At 47.5% G+C, this 22,847-nt stretch carries 22 protein-coding genes and 1 pseudogene; 5 read left to right on the top strand and 18 right to left on the bottom strand.

Annotated features, from left to right (window positions below; genetic code table 11):
• Positions 1–38 precede the first annotated feature (38 nt).
• From ACZM6M_RS04885 to aroE, 3 genes are all read right to left on the bottom strand, one after another.
• Positions 39–842 (bottom strand): shikimate kinase, encoded by an 804-nt coding sequence (locus ACZM6M_RS04885; protein WP_489489818.1) that lies wholly within the window; start codon positions 840–842, stop codon positions 39–41.
• An 89-nt stretch (positions 843–931) separates the two neighbouring features.
• Positions 932–1,822 carry a DMT family transporter gene (locus tag ACZM6M_RS04890; RefSeq protein ID WP_489489820.1) on the bottom strand — a complete coding sequence of 297 codons (891 nt, stop codon included), beginning with the start codon at positions 1,820–1,822 and terminating at the stop codon, positions 932–934.
• A 117-nt stretch (positions 1,823–1,939) separates the two neighbouring features.
• A complete protein-coding gene (gene aroE / locus ACZM6M_RS04895; protein WP_066547453.1) occupies positions 1,940–2,806 on the bottom strand; it encodes a shikimate dehydrogenase in 867 nt (288 codons plus the stop codon).
• A 669-nt stretch (positions 2,807–3,475) separates the two neighbouring features.
• On the opposite strand from aroE, the gene ACZM6M_RS04900 reads away from it, so the two are divergent.
• The 4 genes and pseudogenes from ACZM6M_RS04900 to ACZM6M_RS04915 all read left to right on the top strand — a co-directional run bounded on the left by ACZM6M_RS04900 (position 3,476) and on the right by ACZM6M_RS04915 (position 6,761).
• Positions 3,476–4,288: a GHKL domain-containing protein gene (locus ACZM6M_RS04900; protein WP_418496256.1), complete on the top strand. Its 813-nt coding sequence runs from the start codon at positions 3,476–3,478 to the stop codon at positions 4,286–4,288.
• Positions 4,289–4,418: 130 nt separating this feature from the next.
• Positions 4,419–6,076, top strand: a pseudogene (locus ACZM6M_RS04905) (ABC transporter ATP-binding protein).
• Positions 6,076–6,606, top strand: coding sequence for an ABC transporter transmembrane domain-containing protein (locus ACZM6M_RS04910; protein ID WP_418494053.1), 531 nt, complete (start codon positions 6,076–6,078; stop codon positions 6,604–6,606). Before ACZM6M_RS04905 ends, ACZM6M_RS04910 begins: the two are co-directional and overlap by 1 nt.
• On the top strand, positions 6,603–6,761 hold the full coding sequence (locus ACZM6M_RS04915) for an ABC transporter ATP-binding protein/permease (RefSeq protein ID WP_143331346.1): 159 nt from the start codon (positions 6,603–6,605) through the stop codon (positions 6,759–6,761). The genes ACZM6M_RS04910 and ACZM6M_RS04915 overlap by 4 nt, the downstream gene beginning before the upstream one ends.
• Before the next feature lie 51 nt (positions 6,762–6,812).
• Here the strand turns inward: ACZM6M_RS04915 and ACZM6M_RS04920 are convergent, their stop codons facing one another.
• The 13 genes from ACZM6M_RS04920 to nrdR all read right to left on the bottom strand — a co-directional run bounded on the left by ACZM6M_RS04920 (position 6,813) and on the right by nrdR (position 20,350).
• Positions 6,813–7,592 (bottom strand): Cof-type HAD-IIB family hydrolase, encoded by a 780-nt coding sequence (locus tag ACZM6M_RS04920; protein ID WP_066547439.1) that lies wholly within the window; start codon positions 7,590–7,592, stop codon positions 6,813–6,815.
• Between the two features lie 85 nt (positions 7,593–7,677).
• A complete protein-coding gene (locus ACZM6M_RS04925) occupies positions 7,678–8,478 on the bottom strand; it encodes an RnfABCDGE type electron transport complex subunit B (RefSeq protein WP_066547435.1) in 801 nt (266 codons plus the stop codon).
• Positions 8,479–8,493: 15 nt separating this feature from the next.
• Complete coding sequence (locus ACZM6M_RS04930) at positions 8,494–9,069, bottom strand: electron transport complex protein RnfA (protein ID WP_066547432.1); 576 nt, start codon at positions 9,067–9,069, stop codon at positions 8,494–8,496.
• A 13-nt stretch (positions 9,070–9,082) separates the two neighbouring features.
• Positions 9,083–9,760, bottom strand: a complete 678-nt coding sequence (gene rsxE / locus ACZM6M_RS04935; RefSeq protein ID WP_489489822.1) for an electron transport complex subunit RsxE — start codon at positions 9,758–9,760, stop codon at positions 9,083–9,085.
• Positions 9,761–9,772: 12 nt separating this feature from the next.
• Entirely contained in the window at positions 9,773–10,381 is a 609-nt protein-coding gene (locus tag ACZM6M_RS04940; protein WP_066547425.1) for an RnfABCDGE type electron transport complex subunit G, read from the bottom strand.
• Positions 10,378–11,319: an RnfABCDGE type electron transport complex subunit D gene (locus ACZM6M_RS04945; RefSeq protein WP_337434331.1), complete on the bottom strand. Its 942-nt coding sequence runs from the start codon at positions 11,317–11,319 to the stop codon at positions 10,378–10,380. The genes ACZM6M_RS04940 and ACZM6M_RS04945 overlap by 4 nt, the downstream gene beginning before the upstream one ends.
• 15 nt (positions 11,320–11,334) lie before the next feature.
• The gene (rsxC, locus tag ACZM6M_RS04950) at positions 11,335–12,660 is read right to left on the bottom strand and encodes an electron transport complex subunit RsxC (protein ID WP_418496257.1); all 1,326 of its coding nucleotides are present in this window, start codon (positions 12,658–12,660) and stop codon (positions 11,335–11,337) included.
• A 267-nt stretch (positions 12,661–12,927) separates the two neighbouring features.
• Entirely contained in the window at positions 12,928–13,554 is a 627-nt protein-coding gene (locus ACZM6M_RS04955) for a flavodoxin family protein (RefSeq protein ID WP_066547418.1), read from the bottom strand.
• A 36-nt stretch (positions 13,555–13,590) separates the two neighbouring features.
• The gene (locus tag ACZM6M_RS04960) at positions 13,591–16,770 is read right to left on the bottom strand and encodes a DEAD/DEAH box helicase (protein ID WP_489489864.1); all 3,180 of its coding nucleotides are present in this window, start codon (positions 16,768–16,770) and stop codon (positions 13,591–13,593) included.
• Between the two features lie 36 nt (positions 16,771–16,806).
• Positions 16,807–18,594, bottom strand: coding sequence for an arginine--tRNA ligase (gene argS / locus ACZM6M_RS04965; RefSeq protein ID WP_066547416.1), 1,788 nt, complete (start codon positions 18,592–18,594; stop codon positions 16,807–16,809).
• Between the two features lie 93 nt (positions 18,595–18,687).
• On the bottom strand, positions 18,688–19,245 hold the full coding sequence (gene efp / locus ACZM6M_RS04970) for an elongation factor P (RefSeq protein WP_066547415.1): 558 nt from the start codon (positions 19,243–19,245) through the stop codon (positions 18,688–18,690).
• 112 nt (positions 19,246–19,357) lie between these two features.
• Entirely contained in the window at positions 19,358–19,879 is a 522-nt protein-coding gene (locus ACZM6M_RS04975; RefSeq protein ID WP_489489826.1) for a YqeG family HAD IIIA-type phosphatase, read from the bottom strand.
• Positions 19,880–19,897: 18 nt separating this feature from the next.
• Positions 19,898–20,350 (bottom strand): transcriptional regulator NrdR, encoded by a 453-nt coding sequence (gene nrdR, locus ACZM6M_RS04980; protein ID WP_066547409.1) that lies wholly within the window; start codon positions 20,348–20,350, stop codon positions 19,898–19,900.
• Positions 20,351–20,536: 186 nt separating this feature from the next.
• Between nrdR and aroD the strand changes: the two genes are divergently transcribed.
• Positions 20,537–21,295: a type I 3-dehydroquinate dehydratase gene (gene aroD, locus ACZM6M_RS04985; protein ID WP_489489828.1), complete on the top strand. Its 759-nt coding sequence runs from the start codon at positions 20,537–20,539 to the stop codon at positions 21,293–21,295.
• 236 nt (positions 21,296–21,531) lie between these two features.
• Here the strand turns inward: aroD and ACZM6M_RS04990 are convergent, their stop codons facing one another.
• Positions 21,532–21,792, bottom strand: a complete 261-nt coding sequence (locus ACZM6M_RS04990; protein ID WP_066547403.1) for a PRC-barrel domain-containing protein — start codon at positions 21,790–21,792, stop codon at positions 21,532–21,534.
• A gap of 116 nt (positions 21,793–21,908) precedes the next feature.
• Positions 21,909–22,796 carry a MetQ/NlpA family ABC transporter substrate-binding protein gene (locus tag ACZM6M_RS04995; RefSeq protein WP_066547400.1) on the bottom strand — a complete coding sequence of 296 codons (888 nt, stop codon included), beginning with the start codon at positions 22,794–22,796 and terminating at the stop codon, positions 21,909–21,911.
• Positions 22,797–22,847: the final 51 nt, after the last annotated feature.

Here is a 22,847-nt window from a genome sequence, read left to right on the forward strand (position 1 = left end):
GTCCGATAATTCTATTGCGAAACAGAAACTCTCTTTTATCATGATTCTTTTTTATTTAATCTCAGGTCATAAGCAATCAGCTCTGAAACTATTTCATCACATATTTCGGAAACAGATTTTCCATCTGTTGCTACTGTGATATCCGCTGCCTCTTCATACAAAGCTCTGCGTTTTTCTAAAAGCTGTGAAATAAACTCTACATTCATATTATTATTCAGGATCGGACGTTCTGTACTGTTTTTCACCCGCTCATAAACAGTATTGGGCGTTGCAGTTAAAAACACAACCCGCCCATTTTTCTTCATATGATCCTTATTATCTTCCCGGACTACAATACCTCCTCCACAGGAAACGATCGTCTGTTTACGCTTTTGGAGTTCAATCAGCACATTGCTTTCCAGATTACGAAAATATGTTTCACCATATTCCTCAAAAATATCTGTGATGGCCATTCCTCTCTGCTCCACGATCAGCTGATCCATTTCAACGTAATTCATTTCCAGCTGTTTTTTTAATTCTCTAGCCACAGTGCTTTTCCCTGCACCCATAAAGCCAATAAGGAAAATATTATAATTAAACAGAGCTTTAGCCTGAATCCTTCGGCTGTTCTTCACAATGTATTTGAAGATATCCAGCATCTCCTCCTCAAAGGGATTATCTCCCAGCTTACGCTTCAGGTTATCCTCCTGCTTTTTTTCCTGCTCCGGCTGCAGGATCGGGATTCCCTTTTCCTTCTTATATTCAATAATATCCTGAATACATCTCATTCTGGCAACCAGCTGCTCAATGATATTGTCATCACACTGTCCAATTTTATCACATATTTCTTCAATTCTGTCCATTGCACTCTCCTCTGTCTTCTTCGTCACACGAATTATTTTTGAATGCAATTATATCAGCAGAACCTAAAAAGCGCAATGATTTTATCGCTTTAACGCGCTATTTTCTCTTTATTTGGCATAAAAGGCAGGAAATTAATCACAATTCCAGAACAGATCAGTACAGCGCCTGCTACAAACTGCCATGTAATAATCTCATGAAGAAGCACTACCCCAAGTACTGCTGATACCAACGGCTGTAAAGGGTAAAACATAGAACAGGTACTTGCACTCAGCTGCTGAAGGCTCTTATTCCAAAAGGTGTGTGCTACCGCAGTTCCAACTACCGCAACAAACAGGCAGGCCAGCAATGCTTTTTCTGTAGGATGGCTTCTGAAAATGAACGTATTCTCAAATACTGCTGCCGGTACGTTTAGAATCAGGGCAATGGCCATACCGTAAAGAGCGGTCTGAACCGGATCATAATATTCGGAGATTCTGCGAATGGATACAGAAGCAGCTGACCAGAGAATTACAGAGCCTGCGGAAAACAGGATTCCCATGAGGTCAGCCTGCAGCTCTCCCGTTCCTAAAATAACATATACGCCTGCAAGAGATATAACAATGCCGATCGCATTTTTCCATGTGATCCTTTCCTTTAAAAATATCGCCGCCATAACAGAAATCGCAACGGGATTCAAAGAATTCATCAGGGAAGAAAGCGATCCTGACAATCTGGCGGTTCCGGCAAGCTGCAGTATAATTGCTGCAAAATATCCCAAGCCTCCCAGAATCATCAAATACGGCCAGTGCTCTTTCTGAACTTTTTTATGACATCCTTTTAACTTTAAAATACCATACAGACAGATCAGAGCTATTCCATACCGGCAAAAAGAAACTGTTACCGGCCCCATAACCTCCAAAGCATACTTGCTCACAACATAAATACTTCCCCAGCAAAAAAAGGTAATCAACAAATACAGATACCCTACATTACGCTTCATGTTCCCTGTTCCTTCTTTCTGTTATCAGTAGCTTTACTTTGGTGAATTTCTACAAAAAAACAGCTGCTGCAGTTTCTCTTCTGCACAACTGTCTTTTATTATTTTATGGGCGGTTCATTATACCGCAAAATATTTTTCCATTATTTCCTTAACCGGCATTTCCTTACCTGTATAAAGTTTAAATGCCTCTGCCCCCTGCCATAAAAGCATCCCAATTCCCGGAATCACTTTACACCCTGCCGCCGCAGCATCTGACAGGAGTCTGGTTTCTCTCGGATTATAAACTACATCTGACACAGTCAGATCACTGCGAAAAACTTCAGGATTTTCAATCAGGCTCTCCTGATCCATAGGCTTCATTCCCACCCGGGTGGCATTGGTGAAAATATGACTGTCTTCTATTTCATGATAAAATAAATCCCTGTCTTCCAAATCATACAGATTCACCCGGCATCCTGAAACATGCCTGCGGATCTTTTCTACCGTAGCCTCTGCATTTGCAAAAAAAGTGTCCTTTCGTGCAAATATAGAAATCTCACTCATCCCTTCTAAAGCAGATGTAATCTCAATGGCAGTAGCCGCTCCACCGGAACCGGCAATCGTCATTTTCTTTCCCCTTATTTCAAAGCCATGCTCCCGGCAGTTTCTGACCCAGCCCAAACCGTCCGTGTTATGGCCAATTAGTTTGCCATTTTCATTTACTACCGTATTTACCGCTCCGATAAGCTGTGCTGCTTTTGAAAGCTCATCGCAGCAGGAAAGCGCTGCCGTCTTTCCCGGCATAGTAATATTAAAGCCCTTTACGTTTAATAACCGAAGCGCATTAATAGCCTTTGATGTATCCTCTTCTTTTATATCAAAAGCCAAATACACATAATCCAGCCCCAATTTTTGAAAACTATAATTATACATAGCCGGCGATCCCGAATGCCCGACAGGGCTTCCTATCAGGCACAGCATTTGCGTATGTCCGCTAATTTCCATAACTCATTTCCTCCCTGTCTTAATTTTGGTCTATTTTACCCCAATCTCATAGAATATGCAAGTGCATTATTTCTTTATCAAATTTAAAAAACAGGGTTATTCAGAACAAGGCCTTTTCCTTCTTATGGCTTTATCGAAAAATCCCTGGACCGTCCAAAGATGATTCATGAATTTACCCGCTGTTTGACGCTTGCCGCTCCCCCAAAAAATGATGAAAACCCCACGTCTTTCATTGAAATCCCCTTTCTTTTTTCAGCCTTCTTTTTCTCTCAAAGACTGTTTAACTCTGCCTCCGTACTGCTGTGACACCTCTGGCTGTTCTGGCTGATTTTCTGCGTATATTACACTGCCGTAAAATTAAGCCTCCACAGCCTGCGCGGAAACCAGTTTTCCTGCTATCTCTCCTTTGTAATCCTGTCCGTTTCTGCCTACGGATTCTTTCTGGTAAACTATTTTGCCGTCCCTTATCTTCAAAAAGCAGTCGGAAGCTATGCGCTGGGTCTCATCGGCACTACCGGGCTGTATTCTCTCCTGCTTCTTGGAGCGATCCTTTTTTTCCGTCCGCGTTTTTTTAAACCGATCGAACAGTTAATACAGCTTGGAAAGAAATATCCCGCTATCGAACCCTACTATTTTCTCTTTTCCGCCTTAATCCTTGTGTTCTGTACGATGATCTTTTTACCTTTTTCCATCCTGTCCTCCCAGAACCCGCTGGTTTTTCTTTTATTTCCGGCTCTGTGCACCTTGTTTCTGCAGTTTTTATTCGTCCGCCTTTTGTTCCGGATCGCCTTTTATAAAGATTATGCTTCCTTTAATCAGATGGAAAAGGAAAGTCTTTCCTCCTACTATCAGAACCTGAACGGAACACTCTGTGCCATGCAAAATATCCGCCATGACATAAAAAATATTTTCTTCACTATGGGAAATTTTGTAAATGAAAGCGAAAACCAGGAGATGAAAGATTTTTTCTGGGGAAAAATCTTTCCCTGCTCCCAGGATACCATCCGCCAAAGCGAACTGCTGTCATCCATCTGCCAGCTGCCCTCCGAACCTCTGCAGGCCTTCTTCGTTTTAAAAACTTCTCAGGCTTTGCAGCAAAAATGTTTCATTTCCCTGCACATTCAGGTTCTCCCTGAAACCTGGCAGACCGGTATGGATCTGATCGATCTAACCCGTATTCTGGGAATCCTGATTGATAATGCAATTGAAGAGGTTCTTCTGGTTCCCGATGGCATCATCGAAGTCCGCATTACAGGAAATACCTGCGGCTGCTCCTATACAATCCGAAATTCCGTTACCCCGCGTACAATCCAGCAGGGCATCCATGCCGGAATCAGCACCAAAGGAGAGGGACGCGGAAAAGGGCTTTCCACTGTCCGTGAACTTTTAAGCCCTTATCACAATGCCACCCTGAATTCCTGCCTTCAGGGGGATATCTTTATCCAGAGCCTTACCCTGTCATGGCAGGATCCTCTGTCCTGAACCCTCAGAAAATGTCCTGAACTCAATCTATAATCCTGTTTTTACGACACCGCACACGCCATTTAAGCCAAATCCCACACGGATTTGGCTTTTTATGTTATGATCCGTCAGACGAAAGGAGACGCGATCTATGAAACGACTTATCTGGAAACCATTTTTCCATCTGCTGCTTCAGGCCAGACTTCCCTGGTTTTATATCCTGGTCTATACGCTTCTGTCTATGGCAGCAAGCCAGCTGTATCTGCTTTTTCCCTCCTATACCCGGCAGATCATGAACGGCAGCCTGAATCCGGCGCTTATTTGTACAGTAATTGCCGTTGTTTCAGGACAGGCATGTATTACCTCTGTCAGCCAGTTTATTTTAGCAGCTGCAAGTGCAAAGGTTTCTCTGCGCCTGCGCGAGCTTATCTGGAGACAAATCCTCCGCCTTCCTGTTCCTTTTTTTGACGCACAGCCCTCAAAGGATCTGATCAGCCGCGTAACCCAGGACACCGCAAAGCTCAGTGACCTGGCTGTTTCTTTTCCCGGAAATGTGCTGTCCTCCCTCTACACGTTTTTCGGTTCCTTTGTGCTCCTCTTTTCCTATCACTGGAAGCTTGCTGCGCTGGAAGCCGTTATGATCCCCCTTCTGTATGCTCTCGGCGTATGGCAGGGAAAAATCCAGTTTTCATGGAATGAAAGGATTCAGGGAAAAAACGCCGGGCTTACCGGTCATCTGTCCGAAATCCTGTCCAATCTGCCTCTGGTAAAAGAATTTTGTGCAGAAGAATGGGAAAAGAAACGGGGAAACCACTGGATTCATCAGTTGTTTCAGGTAAATATTTCCAATTCTCTTATCACTAATCTTCTGCTCCAGTTAAAAAACCTTGCTTCACTGCTCCATACAACTGCCATGATCGGGCTGGGACTGTGGATGATCTCCCATAATGAAATCACCCTTGATATCTGGGTTGCATTTTATCTCTACTCCCAGAACCTTTTAAACTCATTTTCCAGAATCATGAGCATCTGGGGAACCGTTAAATCCAGTCAGGGAGCAGTCCGTCGGATCACAGAGCTTATGGCAGAACAGACGGAACCTGATGATCCCTGCACCGGTTCAGACGGGATGAAAGGAGATATCCTGTTTGAAAATGTATCCTTTTCCTACGAAAATCAGCCTGTACTGAAAAATCTTACCTTTACAGCCCCGGAGGGGAAAACAACGGCCCTCGTCGGTCCAAGCGGGGCCGGTAAAACTACTTTTTTCAGCTTTTGGAACGCTTCTATTCTCCGGATCAGGGAAGTATCCGCATGGGTAAGACAGATATTTTTAAACTCCCTCTGGTACAGTGGCGGCGTATGATCGGCTACGGGCCCCAGAGCCCCTATCTTTTTTCCGGAACGATCCGCGAAAATATCCTTTATGGGATTCACCGGCCTGTAACTGAACAAGAGCTTTTACAGGCCATAGAGGATTCCCAGTGCAGTGATTTTATACGTGCCATGCCCCACGGCCTTATGACCCGGATCGGAGAAGGCGGCAGCGGGCTCTCCGGAGGGCAGCGCCAGCGTATCTCTCTTGCGCGGCTGTTTCTCCAAAACCCCAAAATCCTTCTTTTGGATGAGGTGACTGCGAACCTTGATCCGGAATCAGAATACAGGGTGGAACAGGCCCTTGCCCGTCTCAGAAAAGGACGGACCACATTCGTCATCGCCCACAGAACGTCCGCTGTAAAGGACGTTGATGAAATCATTCTCTTAAATAGCCGGTCCTTTAACACACCGGTTCCAGAAAGGAGTTTATGATGATACAAAAGAAACTGCAGGCCTGGAGGCCATTTTTTCATCTTCTGTCTGTTTCTGGTATTCCGTGGATCTGGTATCTGGCAGACGTTCTATTCGGACTTGTGATTTCCATGCTTACCGTCCGCCTCCCCCAGATAACCGGCGCCATTATGCAGGGGGAAATCTTTGACAAAGGACTGATTGCAGATTATGCCGGGATTACGCTCTTTTCCATGCTGCTCAGTTTTCTTTCCACCCTCTTTGGCTCATGGATCGGCTTTCACACCGATCAGGTTCTCCGAAAAACCCTGTGGAATCATTTTTTGTACTTTCCCATGTCCGTGTACCAGGCCTGCAGGCCCTCCTCCCTGATCAGCCACATCACACAGGATACCTCCGGGATCAGCTACGGCATTTCCAGCTGCATTGGTGTGGTTGTGCCGTGGCTGATTCTGGTATCCCTTGTAACTGGCCGATTTGCTTTTCGGTTCTCCGCCGGAGAACGGCAAAGACTGGCTCTTGCAAGGGCGCTGGTCCGGGATCCCCAGTGACTTGTGTCATCGTCACCCATGATATGAATCTGGCCCGGACAGCCGGACATATTATCGTTCTGGACCGGGGCACTGTCTGCGGAGAGGGGACCCACGATACGCTCTATGAATCCTGCAGCGTATACCGGAATCTCTATGACAAAGCCATTTCCTAAAAAGTAAACCAGCAGGACGTCTCTATCGATATCCCGCTGGTTTACTTATTTTTAAATTGCCTCAATCATATTTCGCTCTAAAAAGTAATGGTAAATTCCGTCCTCCTCAACCGACAGGCAGCTTTCATCTGCGCTGTCCTTTACCTCTGTACAGGAATTTCCCATCGCTACACCAATCCCCACTGCCCTCAGCATCTCGATGTCATTCTTCCCGTCTCCGAACGCTATGGATTTCTCCCTTGAAATCCCATAGTAATCCAATACATCCATTACGGCAATTCCCTTTCCGCTGTTTGACGGAATAATATCCGCCGCCCTGTCCCACCAGGAAGTGATCTGTGCACGTTTGGTTCCTTCAAGAATTTCCTCGTATTCATCCTTTGTGCAGCTGCACATAATCTGATAAATGTCTTCCCTGGAAATGTCATTGAATTTTTCGGAAATTATCATTTCTTCATTTCCGAATGCAAAGTACTGTTCCAGATCCGGATCGGTTCCATTTGTGACCACCACAGCTTCATTGCTGATTGCAATTGCCCGTTTCTTCTTATTTAGATTGCCTATAATACAGTTTACATCCTCTCTTGTAAGAGGCTCTTTGCGGATCACTTCCTCCCGATTTCTGACATAAGAGCCGTTAAATGACAGAATAACATCAAATTCAATTCCTTCAAAGCGCGGTATAAACGGGTAGCTTCTTCCCGTTGCCATACATAAAAGAATCCCCTGCTTCTGTAACTGTTTTAACGCGGATCTTACCGGTTCTGACAGATCATTGTGCCTGAACCGGAGCAGTGTTCCGTCTATATCAAAAAATGCAATTTTAATCATAATAACTCCTTCTTTTCCCTATAACAAAAGACCGGAGCTCTCGCCCGGCCTTCTGCCTATACGTTTCTCAATACATCCGTAATTTTTACTCCTGCTCCAGAATCACCTTAGCAGGACACTTTTCTGCACATTTGCCGCAATTAGTACACTTGTCATAGTCAATCACAGCCAGATTGTTGTCCATATGGATGGCATCTGACTCACACTGTCTGGTACACAGGGTACAGCCGATACAGCCGGCCTGGCAGGCTGCCTTTACATCCTTGCCCTTGTCGTGGCTGCTGCACTGTACCAGATGCTTTGCGCTGTAAGGCACAAGCTGGATCAGTCCCTTTGGACAGGCAGCCACACATTTACCGCAGGCCACACATTTTTCCTTGTCAACCACTGCCACGCCGTCAATCACGTGGATGGCATCAAACTGACAGGCCTTTACACAGGAGCCAAATCCCATACAGCCGTAGCTGCAGGCCTTGGGGCTGCCTCCGGGAACAACGGTGGCTTTGGCGCAGTCCTCGATTCCTGTATAGGTGTACAGGGTTTTTGCCTTATCGCAGGTTCCCTTGCAGCGTACAAAGGCTACCTTCTTATCTGCAGCCCCTGCGTCTACACCCAGGATGGAAGCGATCTTCTCTCCTACGGGAGCGCCGCCTACGGGACAGGCATTTGCGGGAGCCTGACCGTTTGCAATGGCCTTTGCCAGAGCATCACAGCCTGCGAAGCCGCAGCCGCCGCAGTTGTTGCCTGGAAGCTCCTCCCGGATCGCCAGCTCTTTTTCATCCACTTCAACCTTGAACTTCTCGCCAAAGAGGCCCAGGCCGATACCAACTACAATACCTACCACCGCAATGACAGCGGCAGCCATAACAATTGCCATAATATTCATCTTCGTCTCCTCCTTCTACAGCAGTCCGGAAAATCCGAAAAATGCGATAGCCATCAGTCCTGCTGTTACAAGGACAATGGGAGATCCCTGGAAGTTATATGGGATATCATTTCCCTCAATACGCTCACGGATACCGGCTAACAGCACGATGGCTACGGTATATCCAAATGCGGTTGCAACACCATTTACCACACTCTCAATGATGGTGTAGTCATTCTGCACATTGGTTAAAGCCACGCCCAGTACGGCGCAGTTTGTGGTAATCAGAGGCAGGAACACACCCAGAGCGTTATACAGGGATACCATGCATTTCTTTAAGAACATTTCCACGATCTGCACCAGGGCTGCGATTACCAGAATAAACACAATGGTTTTTAAGTAATCAAGGCCCAGAGGCTGCAGGATCAGCTTATACAGCAGGCTGGCAGCAATGGATGCGATGGTGATAACGAAGATAACCGCACCTCCCATACCGGCTGCTGTCTCTACCTTCTTGGAAACACCGACGAAGGAACAGATGCCAAGGAACTGGCTTAACACCACGTTGCTGACGAACGCGGAGCTGACGGCAATTACAAGTAATTCTTTCATCTACTCTTTCCTCCTATTCTTCCGTCTTCTCTTTGCAGGAAGCGCAGTCGCCGCTGCAGCCCTTGCGTTTCTTCTTATTCTTTACAGAGCCGTTGGTAGCACATGGCAGCTTTAACTTATTCTGAAGTGCTGTCAGGCAGGCCAGAACAAAGAAGGCGCCGGGAGCCAGGATAAAGATAGCAGCAGGCTCATAGGAAGCAGGCATTACCTGGATGCCGAAAACCGTTCCGGCCCCTAAAAGCTCTCTTGCTCCGCCGATAAGGATCAGCGCGATGGTAAAGCCAAGACCCATTCCAAGACCGTCAAAGGCAGAAATGAGGGGCTTGTTCTTCATTGCAAAGGCCTCTGCACGGCCCAGGATGATACAGTTTACAACAATCAGGGGAATATAGATTCCCAGAGCACTGTAAAGGGAAGGGGTAAAGCCTTCCATCAGCATATCTACAATGGTAACCAGAGAAGCTACCACTACGATCTCGCCTGGAAGCCGCACACGGGCGGGAATAATATTTCTCAGGGCGGAGATCACAATATTTGCCGCAACCAGAACCGCCGTGGTGGAAAGTCCCATACCCGCACCGTTGGTAGCGGAGGTGGTTACTGCTAACGTAGGACAAAGGCCCAGCATCTGGATTAAGATGGGGTTTTCCTTCCATACGCCGTTATAAATTCGTTCCGTATATTTATTCATCTCTTACGCCTCCTACTCTCCGATGCAGTTTTCTACAAAATAGATGGCCGCATTTGCCGCTCCGGTTACTGCATTGGATGTATAAGTTGCGCCGCTGATGGCCTGAATCTGGTTGTCAGCCGAAGGCGCTGTTTTTGTTACCTCCAGAGTCTGGGCTGCCTTTCCTGTAAACTGGCCCTTAAACTCCGGCTCTGAAGCCTTCATGCCAAGACCAGGAGTCTCGCTGATGCTTAAAAAGCCGATACCTGTCAGCGTTCCCTCCGCAGTAATGCCTGCCGAGATCTGCACCAGGCCATTGTAACCGTCATTGGAGCTTGCGGTAATCAGGTAGCCAAGCAGAGTTCCGTCCTCAGCCAGAGCCTCCTGGGCTGCGTCAATGGATACGTTTCCAAAGCCCTGCTCTGCAATCTGGGCTGCTCCGGCCTCTACTGCTGCCTTTAACTCATCGGTCTGTTCAAAGGAAGCCGCCTCAGGAAATACCTCCTTGTAGGTAGCTGTATTGGCTGCCAGCTGGGCCTTTGCGATAGGCTCTAAGGTCACCTCGTGGACTGCACCCAGACAGGCGCCTGCTACCAGTGTGATGACAAAGAGAAGAAATGCATCTTTCATAATTCCTTTCATGCCTTTTTAGCCTCCTTTCCGAATGCTTTTGGAAGGGTCACGCGCTCGATCATGGGCACGAAAAGGTTGCACAGGATGATAGCGTAGGAAACGCCCTCAGGAGAAGCGCCCCACAGACGGAAGATACCGGTTAAAAGTCCCAGCATGATTCCGAATACGATCTGTCCCATAGGTGTAATGGGGCTGGTAACATAATCGGTCGCCATAAAGAACGCTCCGAAGATCAGACCGCCGCCGCATACCTGGGCAAGCACATAATTGGCGTCAAAGCCGCCGAAGATAAATACAAATACAGCCAGGGTAGCTATGTATGTCACAGGAATCTTCCAGCTGATGACTTTCTTTACGATCAGGTAGATGCCGCCGATCAAAAGTGCGATCACAGAAACCTCACCGATGGTTCCGGGAATCCGTCCTACAACCATAGCGGCCAGATCCACGCTTCCCCCTGCCCGCATGGAGGCTAAAGGAGTGGCTCCTGAGACGCTGTCAAAGCCCAGCTTTGCGGATGAGAAATTATTCATATGGCCCGCAAAGGAGATCAGGAGAAAGCATCTTGCTGCCAGAGCCGGGTTCATGAAGTTCTGTCCCAGGCCGCCGTACAGCTGCTTTACTACGACGATCGCAAAAATACCGCCGATCACAGGAATCCAAACCGGAATCTCCGGAGGCATATTCAGCGCCAGGATCATACCCGTTACCAGGGCGCTGCCGTCCATAATGGTAATGGGACGGTGCATCAGCTTCTCATATACATATTCGCTTGCAATACAGGCAGCTACAGTTGCCAGTATCACAAACAGCGCATGAAAGCCAAAGTTGTATACGCCAAAGGCTGCCGCGGGAAGCATGGCGATGGCCACGTCCAGCATCAGGCTCTGTGTATCCACGCTGCATCTCACATGAGGAGATGAAGATACATTTAATAATTTATTCATGACTTTTGTACCCTCCTACCCTTTCTTCCTGCGGTTTGCCGCAACGGTCTTTCTCATTTCCTTAAAGGCCTGAGTCAGAGGACGTCTGGCCGGACAGATATAGGTGCAGCTTCCGCACTCCATACACTCCATGCCGTTGACCTTCTCAAAACGCTCACAGTCATTTCTCAAAGCTGCCTGCATCATCATCACAGGAACAATGCGGCTTGGACATACGCTTACGCAGCGGCCGCAGCGGATGCAGGCCGTAGGCTCCAGGGCAGATACCTGATCCTTTGTAAAACAGGTCAGCGCAGAGGAAGTTTTGCTTACAGGGATATCCACGGTAAAGAGTGCCTGTCCCATCATGGGACCTCCGGAAATAATCTTCTCCGGCTCCTCCTTAAAGCCGCCTGCAGCCTCGATGAGCTCCTGATAATTGGTTCCCAGCTTTACATTGAAGTTGCAGGGCGTATTGACCGCATCGCCGGTAATGGTGATGATCTTGCGCATCAGAGGCGTGCTCTTGCATACCGCCATATAAATAGAAATAACTGTATCTACATTATCTACAATGCAGCCTGCATCGGCAGGAAGCATAGAGGAATTTACCTTTCTTCCGGTTACTGCATAGATAATGGAACGCTCACCGCCCTGAGGATACTTGGTAAGCAGAGGACATACGGTAATCCTTGGCTCATCCTTTACAAGCTCTTCCAGCTTTTTAATGGCCTCCGGCTTATTGTTCTCCACCGCGATCACGCCTTTGGCATTGTCAAAGAGCTGAAGGATGACCTTTAAGCCTCCTACTAACTTCTCCGGCTCCTCTACCATCAGACGGTAGTCGCTGGTCAGATAAGGCTCGCACTCCGCTCCGTTTACAATAACGTAATCAATGGCGTTCTCGTCCTTTGGGGTAAGCTTTACATGAGTCGGGAAGCCTGCGCCGCCCAGTCCCACGATGCCTGCTTCCTTGACAATGGAACGGATCTCTTCTTTTGACAGTGTCCCCGGATTTCTGTCCTCTCCCAGCCCCTCTACCGTCTCATAGGCTCCGTCATTTTCAACGATCACAGACGGAACCATAGCGCCGTTAGCCGTCCGTCTCGGCTCGATGGCCTTTACTGTACCGGACACGGAGCAGATTACATTTGCAGAAATAAATCCGCCTGCCTCTCCGATCTTCTGCCCCGCTAAAACCCGGTCGCCTTTTGCAACCAGCGGTTTTGCAGGAGCACCTATGTGCTGAGACATAGGATAAACCAGTTCGCCCTTTGGAAGCAGGACCTGAATCGGTTTGCTTTCAGACAGTTCTTTTCCTTCATACGGATGGATACCGCCTTTAAAAGTCGCCAGACCCATAGATTTTTCCCTTCTTTCTTGTACATTTTCTCTTTTTTTGTGAATCTTTCACACTTTTTATAGATCTTTCACAGCCTTATCAGTATAGCATAAATAAAGCGTGTATACAATATGTAAACCACTCGTTAAATTTTTAATTATTTTGTTTATTTTTTATCAATTAAGCATTGTTTTCTAATTTGTTCACTTTAATCCAAAAAATGCAGCAGAACTATTTCGCTCTGCTGCATTCCAATCTACGGCTGTGACATCTTTCGTCTCAGACATTTAACGGATAAAGCTGGTGCGCTTTTTCTCCGGTTCCGCCTCAGGAACCGTAATTCCAGCCTTTCTTCCGGCCTCAATGCACTTTAAAAGCCATGCCATATTCCGGCCAAGGGTACGCATGATCTGCATTCCTTCCTCGTCCTGAACGGTTTCCTCTGCACTTCTTCCATGGACCATGTTCCAATACTGGGATGAAACCACCGGCATCTGATTAAAGGTAAAATATTTATTTAACTGGTCCAGAGTTGCTGTGGTTCCTGCTCTTCTGGCGGAGGCGATGGCCGCTCCCGGCTTATGAGCTGCAGCGCTTCCGCCGCAGTAGAAGAAACGGTCTAAAAAGGAGGTTATGGCTCCGCTGGCAGATGCATAATGAACCGGAGAGCCAACGATCAGACCGTCGCATTCCTTCATCTTAGCGACTGCCGTATTTACCAGATCCTCATCATGGACACATTTTCCCAGTGTGCCGCAGGCTCCGCAGCCCATGCAGCCCCATACCTGCTGTCCGCCAATGTGAAGAATTTCAGACTCAATTCCTTCCTTTTCTAGTTCCTTTGCAATCTCACACAGCGCTCTCCATGTGCATCCCTCTTTGTGCGGGCTTCCGTTTAACATCAATACTTTCATATTCTATATCCTCCTGCTTGATTTTTTATTTTCTTCTTAAACAGAATCTTCTGATATCTCTCCGATACAGTCCAAAAGCTCTTTTGCGGTAAGATCAGACAGGGAAATCCCTTCCCCTGTGACAATCTGATCTGCCAGCGCTCTCTTTGCCTCCTGAAGGTTTAAAATATTTTCCTCAATGGTATCTTTGGTAATCAGACGGTAAACTGTGACCTGTTTTTCCTGGCCAATGCGGTGAGCCCTGTCTGTGGCCTGGTTCTGGGCGGCCACATTCCACCAGGGATCATAATGGATCACAATATCCGCTGCTGTAAGGTTTAACCCCGTTCCTCCTGCCTTGAGGCTGATGAGAAAAACAGGAACATTCTCCTTTGAAAACCGCTCCACCAGCTTTAATCGCTCTTCCTTCGGCACGGCTCCTGTTAAACAGATACTCTCAATCCCTTCTTTTTCCAGCCGGCGGCTGATCCGCTCCAGCATAGAGGTAAACTGAGAAAAAAGAAGGATTTTATGTTCTCCCTCTGTTCCCCGCCGGATCAGATCCATACAGGTTTCCAGCTTAGCCGAACCGGATCTCCATCCCTCCAGGCACAATCCGGGATCGCAGCAGATCTGCCGCAGGCGCATAAGACCGGAAAGGATCTGAAGCTTTGCCCCATTTCCCGGCATATCCTGAGAAAATGTACGTTTCAGTTCCAGGGCTTTAGCCACATAAAGCATCCTCTGCTCTCCCTCCAGATGGGAATATACCACCTGCTCGATCTTATCAGGAAGCTCTTTTAATACATCCTTTTTCACACGGCGCAGCACAAAGGGACCAATCAGCCGCTTCAGCTTCAAAAGCGCCTCCTGATCCTGATCTCTTAAAACCGCCACCTCATACTCTTTATGAAAAACCGACGGACCAAATAAAAAGCCTGGCATCAGGTAATCAAAAATGCTCCACAGCTCTCCCAGCCTGTTTTCCACCGGCGTCCCCGTAAGCGCAAACCGTGACTGTGCGCTGACTGCCTTTACCGCACGAGCGCTCTGTGTGGCTGCATTTTTAATATACTGGGCCTCGTCAATAATCTGAAATCGGAAACGGATGTCCTGATAAAGAGAAATATCCCGTTTTAAAAGATCGTAGGATGTGATCAGGATCTGGCAGAACGAAGGATTTTCCCTTACAGACTGCAGCAGTTCCCCTCTGGCCGTACTGGAGCCGGCCAAAGACCAGACGCGCCGTTTCGGAGCAAACCTCCTGATCTCACATTCCCAATTATATACCAGAGAAGCCGGACAGACAATAAGGCTGGGAAGCGTCTCCCCCCGGCTGTAGGCATCCTCCAAAAGAGCAATGGTCTGAAGCGTTTTTCCAAGCCCCATATCATCCGCTAAAATCCCGCCAAACCCGTACTGATCCAGAGTTTTCATCCAGCGATATCCTGTTTTCTGGTATTCTCTCAGCACACCTTCCAAAGCCTCAGGGAGCGGATCTGAGCTGTCTTCTACAGAACTGATCCCCCGAATCACAGCCTTAAACAACCGGTCTCTGTAAAGCGCCACTCCTGACCCCTCTTTTAAAAGATGATCCACATACACAGCCCGATAGGACGGGAGCCGGATCTGTCCTGCTTCCAGTTCTTTTTTCGTTATGCCAAGTTCCTTTGCCAGGCGCATCACTGTATAGATGCCCCCTTCTCCCAGCTCTAAAAACTGTCCTGTTTTTAAACGGTAATACTTCTTTTTCTGGCTGTAGGCCTCCAGGATTTTTGTCAGTTCCTTCACAGAAAACTCTTCCGAATCCACCGTAAGCTCCAGCCACCCGGCTGCCAGACGTACCTCTGCTTTTATCCCTGGTGTTCGGATCACTCTCCAGTTTTTCATATTTTCTGCCAGATAAACCTCTCCCAGAGCCTTAAATTCATCCATCCCGGTACCCAGCAGACGATACAGGGCATCCTCATCCTTGCGGATCACCAAACGTCCGTCTGTGCTGCTTTTGCATTTAAAATACGTTCCAATGACCTGGCTGATCTTAAATTCCCCCGGTACATCCCGACAGACCGTTCTGGGAAGTGCTTCATCTTCTATGGGATGAAACCTGTATTCTCCATAAGACAGATATGGCTCCATATAGAGCGTTCCATCTTCTCCTGCTTCAAAGTAAAACTCTGCCTTTAACGGTTCCGGCTCATACTGGTCTAATTCCACTTCCTCCAGACGGATCCGGCTGTATCCTTGGATCCGTTTTAATACTCGCTGCTGAAAAAGAGGAATATCCTTATCTGCTATCAGGATCTGGCTTTCTCTGTCTGTGCGGATCTGTTCCAGGAAAATCGCTGCCGAACGTGAAAATGCTTCACCGCAGCAATACAGACGCTTTCCGGCTGCAAGATATAAATGACGGCTTCCTCCAAAAACTGCCTGCACTGCCTGAGGGGTTTCCTGTTCACCATCCTGTTCCAGAACCCCCTCCAAACGTACCCGAATACCATCTCTCCCGTACCGGCTTACCAGAACCGCCAGTTCCGGCTCTGAGCATTCCAGAGAAAATATCCCTCCGCTGCCCTGAGGCAGGCGAACCTCCAGCCCTTTTTCTCCTGATGTATTTTTTAATAAAATCTCAAAAAACCGATCCCGGTCCAGTCTGCCTAAAGTCACGCGTCTGAGAGCCTTCTGATGCTCCATAAGCTCCAGGATCAGATCCACGAGCAGCCTCGATACCGGTTCAAAGACCGTTCTTTGATGATGGAAGGCCAGCTCCTTTCCATAGGATACGTAAGCTCCCCCCTCTAGGGCTGTACAGAAGGCCGGAAGATCTCTCAATGCATACATACGCTCTCTTCCGATCTTAAATTCCGCCTGTATATCCCGGCCTTCCAGAAACAACACTGGTTCGATGCGTACCTGGGAGCCCTCCTCTTCTTCCAGAATATCCGCTACTGCACGGTTTGTATACTCCCGGATCATGGCATGAGCCTGAAAAGAAGTACGGATCGGAGGCTTCAGGGCTTCCTTTTTATATTTCTTATAATATGCAAAAAGGGCCTCCCCATGGGCGCAGATGCCCCTGTAAGAATTCCCTTCTGCACAGGTACAGGAATAATCCCTTACCTGGTCATTTTTAAGATACAGCTGAACCTTATAAGTATGGGCCTGGTCTTCTACCAGGCCCTTTACACCAGCCTCTCCTTTCCAAAAGCTGCTGGTTTCCATTTTTTCAATCTTCATTGACATGAAATCCATCCTGCCTTTACAGGCTCTGGTTTACATCCGCTCCGGCGCTTCGATCCCCAGAAGGCCGATACAAGTCTCAAGCACCCGCTTAGTAAGGGTGATCAGGCCGATGTAGCTGTCCTTTCTGGCCTCATCTTCCTCAGAGAGGATCTTGGTATCGTGGTAAAAACTGTTAAATGCATTAGCAGTCTCATAGACATACTGGCAGATCTTGTGCGGAGCTGTTTCTGCAAAGCTGTTTTCCAGTACCTCGCTGTATTTTGCCAGCTGAAGCATAAGGGCCTTTTCAGAAGCTCCTGCTGCCGGAAGGATCTTTTTCTCAGCGGCCAGCTCGCTGACACTTCCTCCATTTTCCTTGTATTTTCCAAGAATGGACTTAATACGCACAATGGTATAAAGGATGTAGGGACCTGTATTTCCTTCAAAGGAAATAAACCGATCCATATCAAATATATAATCCTTAGAAGCCTGATTGGACAGATCGCCATACTTTAACGCAGCAAGACCCACTACCTTTGCAGTCTCCCTTGCCTCCTCTTCTGATACAGTACGGTTTTCCATGATGCGGTTAAATACAGCCTCATCAATATCTGAGATCAGCTTTTCCAGACGCATCACGCCGCCTTCTCTTGTTTTAAAAGGCTTTCCGTCCTTGCCGTTCATGGTGCCGAAGCCCAAAAAGATCATCTTTGTATCCGGCTTTACGATTTCTGCCTTTCTGGACACCCGGAATACCTGCTCAAAATGCATAGCCTGGCGCTTATCTACTACATAAATATAGCGGTCTGGTTTAAAATCCTGTTCCCTCTCAACGATCGTGGCAAGATCAGAGGTAGCATAAAGGGAAGCTCCGTCTGATTTACGGATCAGACAGGGAGGAATCTCCTTAGTATCGCCCTCTTGGGCCACATCCACAACCAGGGCGCCCTGGCTTTCATAGGCCAGTCCTTTGTCAATGAGCATCTGCACCATATGGTCAATATATGGCTCTGCGTCGCTTTCGCCCTTCCAGAGATCGAAATCTACATTTAAATTAGAGTAATTCTTCTTAAGGTCTGCCACAGATACAGCCAGAATGTGATCCCAGATGGCTCTGAAGGGCTTATATCCCTTCTGAAGCTTTAAGGTCGCCTGATGAGCTCTCTCCTTAAACGCTTCATCCACCTTTGATTTGGCGCTGGCTGCCGGATAAATCTCCTCCAGCTCACTGATGGTAAAGGGAGCCTCTGTGGGATACTCACCCGTATAGGATTCATCAAAGTATACCAGTTCCGGTTTTCTGTCCCTTAATTCTTCGATGATCAGACCCATCTGCAGTCCCCAGTCGCCCAGATGAACATCACCGATCATCTCATATCCCATAAAACGGCCCATGCGCTTGATGCTCTCTCCGATAATAGCAGAACGCAGATGGCCCACATGAAGGGGCTTTGCCACATTGGCGCCGCCGTAATCCACGATGATCGTTTCCTTCTTTTCAGGTTCTTCCAGTCCCAGCTTGTCCGCCTCTGCCATACCCTTCATATAATCTGCCAGAAACGCCTCTGACAGCTTCAGATTGATAAAACCAGGCATCACAGCCACTGCTTCGCCAAACATGGGCTGCTCCCTTTCTGCTGTCAATTTTTCCACTACCGCATTTGCAATATCAATCGGCTTGGTTTTATACGCCTTGGCTGCTGCCATGGCTCCGTTGCACTGGTACTCGCACAGATCCGGCCGGTTGGACAAAACCACCTTGGCAAATTTATCCTCATAGCCGCAGGCTGTAAAGGCCGCCTTAAGCTTCTGCTCCATCAGATCCAGAATTTTCTTCACTCCACGTTTCTCCTTTTCTGCACTTCTTATAGATGCAAAACTGCCCCGGCAGTGAAGCCGGAGCAATCCTACATTTTCTCACATACAAATGAATTATACACGGGACAGATACTCGCCGGTTCTTGTATCGATCTTGATCCTGTCGCCGATCTCTACGAACAGCGGTACGCTTACAACAGCGCCGGTCTCTACAGTTGCAGGCTTGCTTGCACCGGTTGCTGTATCGCCCTTAAAGCCCGGCTCTGTATCTGTGATCTCCAGCTCTACAAAAAGAGGAGGCTCTACAGAGAATACGTTGCCGTTGTAGGAGCAGACCTTGCAGATCTCGTTTTCCTTAACGAACTTTAACGCATCGCCGATCAGATCCTGGTTTAATGCCAGCTGCTCGTAGTTCTCTGTGTTCATAAAGTTGTACAGATCGCCGTCTGCATACAGATACTGCATATCTACACGGTCAATTCTTGCTGCCGGGAATTTCTCAGTTGGACGGAAGGTGCGCTCAACCACACCGCCGTTGATCACATTTTTTAACTTGGTACGTACGAAAGCAGCGCCCTTGCCTGGTTTAACGTGCTGGAACTCAAGGATCTGCACTACCTGTCCTTCGATCTCCAGTGTAATTCCATTTCTAAAATCGCCTGCTGATATCATAAAGATATTCCTCCTTAACGTTCTTTGTACAGGACGCTTTTCTCTCCAGCGCCCGCCAGGGCATGACCTGCCTTTGGCGGTCCCCTGTATATCTAATCTTTTATATTTTATACTATGTGTCCATGTTTTTCAAGTTCTTTTTACGGCTTTTTCTGTAAAAATAAAGCACAGGCCGTTCCAGATACCGTTTGAGCACGATCTGTATCTCCTCTTTAGGGTCAATGGGATTTACAAGAATGCTTTTAAGTCCTGCCCGGTTTGCTCCATATACGTCCGTAAACAGCTGGTCTCCCACAAAGAGAGTTTCCTTCGGCCCTGTCCCCATACAGGCCATGGCATTTTTATACCCTCTCTTTGAGGGCTTTCCTCCCTTATGGATATAAGGACTTTTCACCTGCGACGCAAAAGGCTTTACTCTGGCTTCTTTATTATTAGAAAGAAGACAGGTTTTAAATCCCAGCTTTTTTAAATGTTCAAACAAAGCAATGGCTCTCTCATCGGCAGGTGCGCCATGAGGCACCAGCGTATTGTCAATATCAAAGATCACGCCCTTAATCCCCCTGTCCTTCCAGGTTTCAAAGGGGATATCATATGTGGAGTCCCAAATTTCCTGAGGGTAAAATGGTTCAAACATAATCCTTTTGCCTTTCTCCTATTTTTTGAGAAGTTTTCCCAGCTCCTCCATAAAGGTGCTCACGTCCTTAAACTCTCTGTACACGGAAGCAAAACGCACATATGCAACCTCGTCCACCTGCTTAAGCTTTTCCATAACCAGTTCACCGATCACCGCAGTAGATATCTCTCTCTCCTCCCGATTAAAAATCTGATTCTCAATCTCATCGATCATAACTCCGATCTGCTGGGGAGATACGGGGCGCTTATGGCAGGAGTGGATGATACCGGCTTCAATCTTGGAGCGGTCATATGCCTCTCTGGTATTATCCTTTTTAATCACCATAAGGGGCATGGTTTCCAGTTTTTCATAGGTTGTAAAACGCTTCCCGCAGCGCTCGCACTGGCGGCGTCTGCGGATGGAACTGTTATCGTCTGCGGGACGGGAATCAATTACTTTCGTATCTGCTTCATTACAATAGGGGCATTTCATATGGCTTGCACTTCCCTTCTTTATATAAAATGATGACAATTTATGTCTTTATTTGCATTTATTTTAACCGAAACACTTCTCAAGTGCAAGAACTTTGTAACCAGACCAATGAAAATCATTGGATGGATCGGAATTTTTTTGCTATAATAAAAAAACAAACTATACTGCAGTGAAAGGCGGATCAATATGAATTGTGTATATGTAAGAAATCTGCGTCTGGGAGAAGGCACTCCCAAGGTCTGTATTCCTCTTGTGGGAGCTTCGGATGAAGCTCTTTTTGAGGAGATCAAAGCGCTCTCTTCCTATCCGGCGGATCTGGTGGAATGGCGGACAGACTACATGAATGATATTTTTAATGAAGGGCGGCTGACTGGTCTTCTTCCCCGTCTCAGAGAACATTTGGGAAATACGCCTCTTATTTTCACCTTCCGTACCACAAAAGAAGGCGGACAGCGCCAGGCCTCGACTCAGCAATATAAAACACTGGCTATGGAGGCAATCGCCTCCGGCTGTATCGATCTGATCGATATCGAACTTTTCTCTGATCCGGACAGCATTACAGAGCTTACAGCTCTTGCAAAAGAAAAAGGAGTAAAAACCATTTTTTCCAGTCATGACTTTTACTCCACCCCCTCCTGCGGAGAACTCCTGTCACGGCTGCGCCACATGGAAAAGCTGGGAGCCGATATTGCAAAAATCGCCGTGATGCCCCGGTGTCCGGAAGATGTGCTTACGCTGCTTACAGCTACCGTTACAGCCCGACGCCAGCTCACCTGTCCTGTAGTCACCATGGCCATGGCGGGAACAGGGCTCATCAGCCGTGTCTGGGGGGAAATCTTTGGCTCCTGTCTTACTTTTGGTCTGGCAGGACAGGCATCCGCTCCCGGACAGATCGATGCCAGAGAGCTAAAATGTGTGCTGGATATTCTTCATAATAATCTGTAGCAGACATAGGGTATTTCTATAATAGTAAATATATTTCATTTTCAGTAATTCCCCTTCCCTTTCAGCAAAAAATGTGTTAGTTTTTAGTCAGTGTTTCCTTACAGAGTGCCGGTTCATCCCCCCCAACAGCTCCGGCACTCCCTTCCAAAGTCAAAAGCCCGCACAAGCTTTTCATACAGCTTTTTCTCATAAAACGACTGCCTGCCAGTGATCCCCCGTCACTGGCAGGCAGTCGTTTAACACTTTACCTTTTCCTCTACATTCTTTTCCTTCACATCCACCAGGATAATATCATTTCCGACCTGGCAGATATCGCAAAAGGGAATGATATACTCCTTTTCCCTCCCCAGAAAACCGCAGATGCATCCGGGCCCCGGAACGATCAAAGCGGTCATGCATCCCGTTTTCATATCAAAATCCACATCTCCTACGAAACCCAGGCGTTTGCAGTCCTTTATATTTATGACCTCTTTCTGTTTGAGATCGCAAATCGTCATTTTTCCCCTCCTGCCTGGCAGTTTTATTTCTTATCCATATATACGCAGAAAGAGCCGGAAGTATTCATTTCCGGCCCATTCTGCTCCCTATGCACAGGGAATTTCAAATATAAAATTTAGAATACAGGGACAACCGCACCCTCATAGGTACTTTCCATAAATGATTTTACCTCATCACTCGTAAGCGCCTCAATGAGAGCCTTTGTTTTTGGACTTTCCTCTTCACCCGCTCTTACGGCGATCACGTTTCCGTAGGTCTGGGCTGCCAGAGATTCCGCGTCCTCTGTTGCCAAAGCGTCGCTTACCTTTAAGCCCGCCTCGATGGCATAGTTTCCATTGATAACTGCCACATCGCCGTCCTGTAAGGAACGGGGAAGCTGGGCTGCCTCGATCTCTACAATATCAAGGTTCTTTGGATTTTCTACAATATCATTTTTCGTTGCTTCCAGACCTGCATCCTCCTTTAAGGTGATCAGGCCCTGGGCCTCTAAAAGAAGAAGGGCTCTTGCCTCATTTGTCAGGTCATTTGGAACAAGAACAGTTCCCTTTTCCGGAATCGCGTCTAAAGAAGCGCTCTTTCCTGCATAGATACCAAAGGGCTCATAGTGGATCACCGCCACACCGGAAAGCTCTGTGCCGTTCTGGGCATTAAAGGAATCCAGATAAGGCTGGTGCTGGAAATAGTTTGCATCCAGATCACCGGAATCCAGCGCATTGTTCGGAAGCACATAATCTGTGTACTCTACAATCTTTAAGTCATAGCCTTTAGAAGCCAAAACCTCTCTGGCAGCCTCCAGAATCTCCGCATGGGGGGCAGGGCTTGCGCCTACGGTCAGCTCTTCCAGTTTTTCAGGGCTCTCTTTCTTTTCCTGTCCTGCATCGGCTTTGCTTTCCTGCTTTTCTGCCGCTGCTGTTGTCTCCTCGGCCGGTTTGGAGCAGCCGGTTAACAGGGATGCAGCTAATGCTGCTGCGATTACTGCTGTTTCTAATGTCTTTCTTTTCATAATAGTTCCTCCTCTTTTCAGGCCCAGGGCCCTGATATGTATTCTGCGGTT

This window comes from Enterocloster sp. (genome assembly GCF_057861365.1).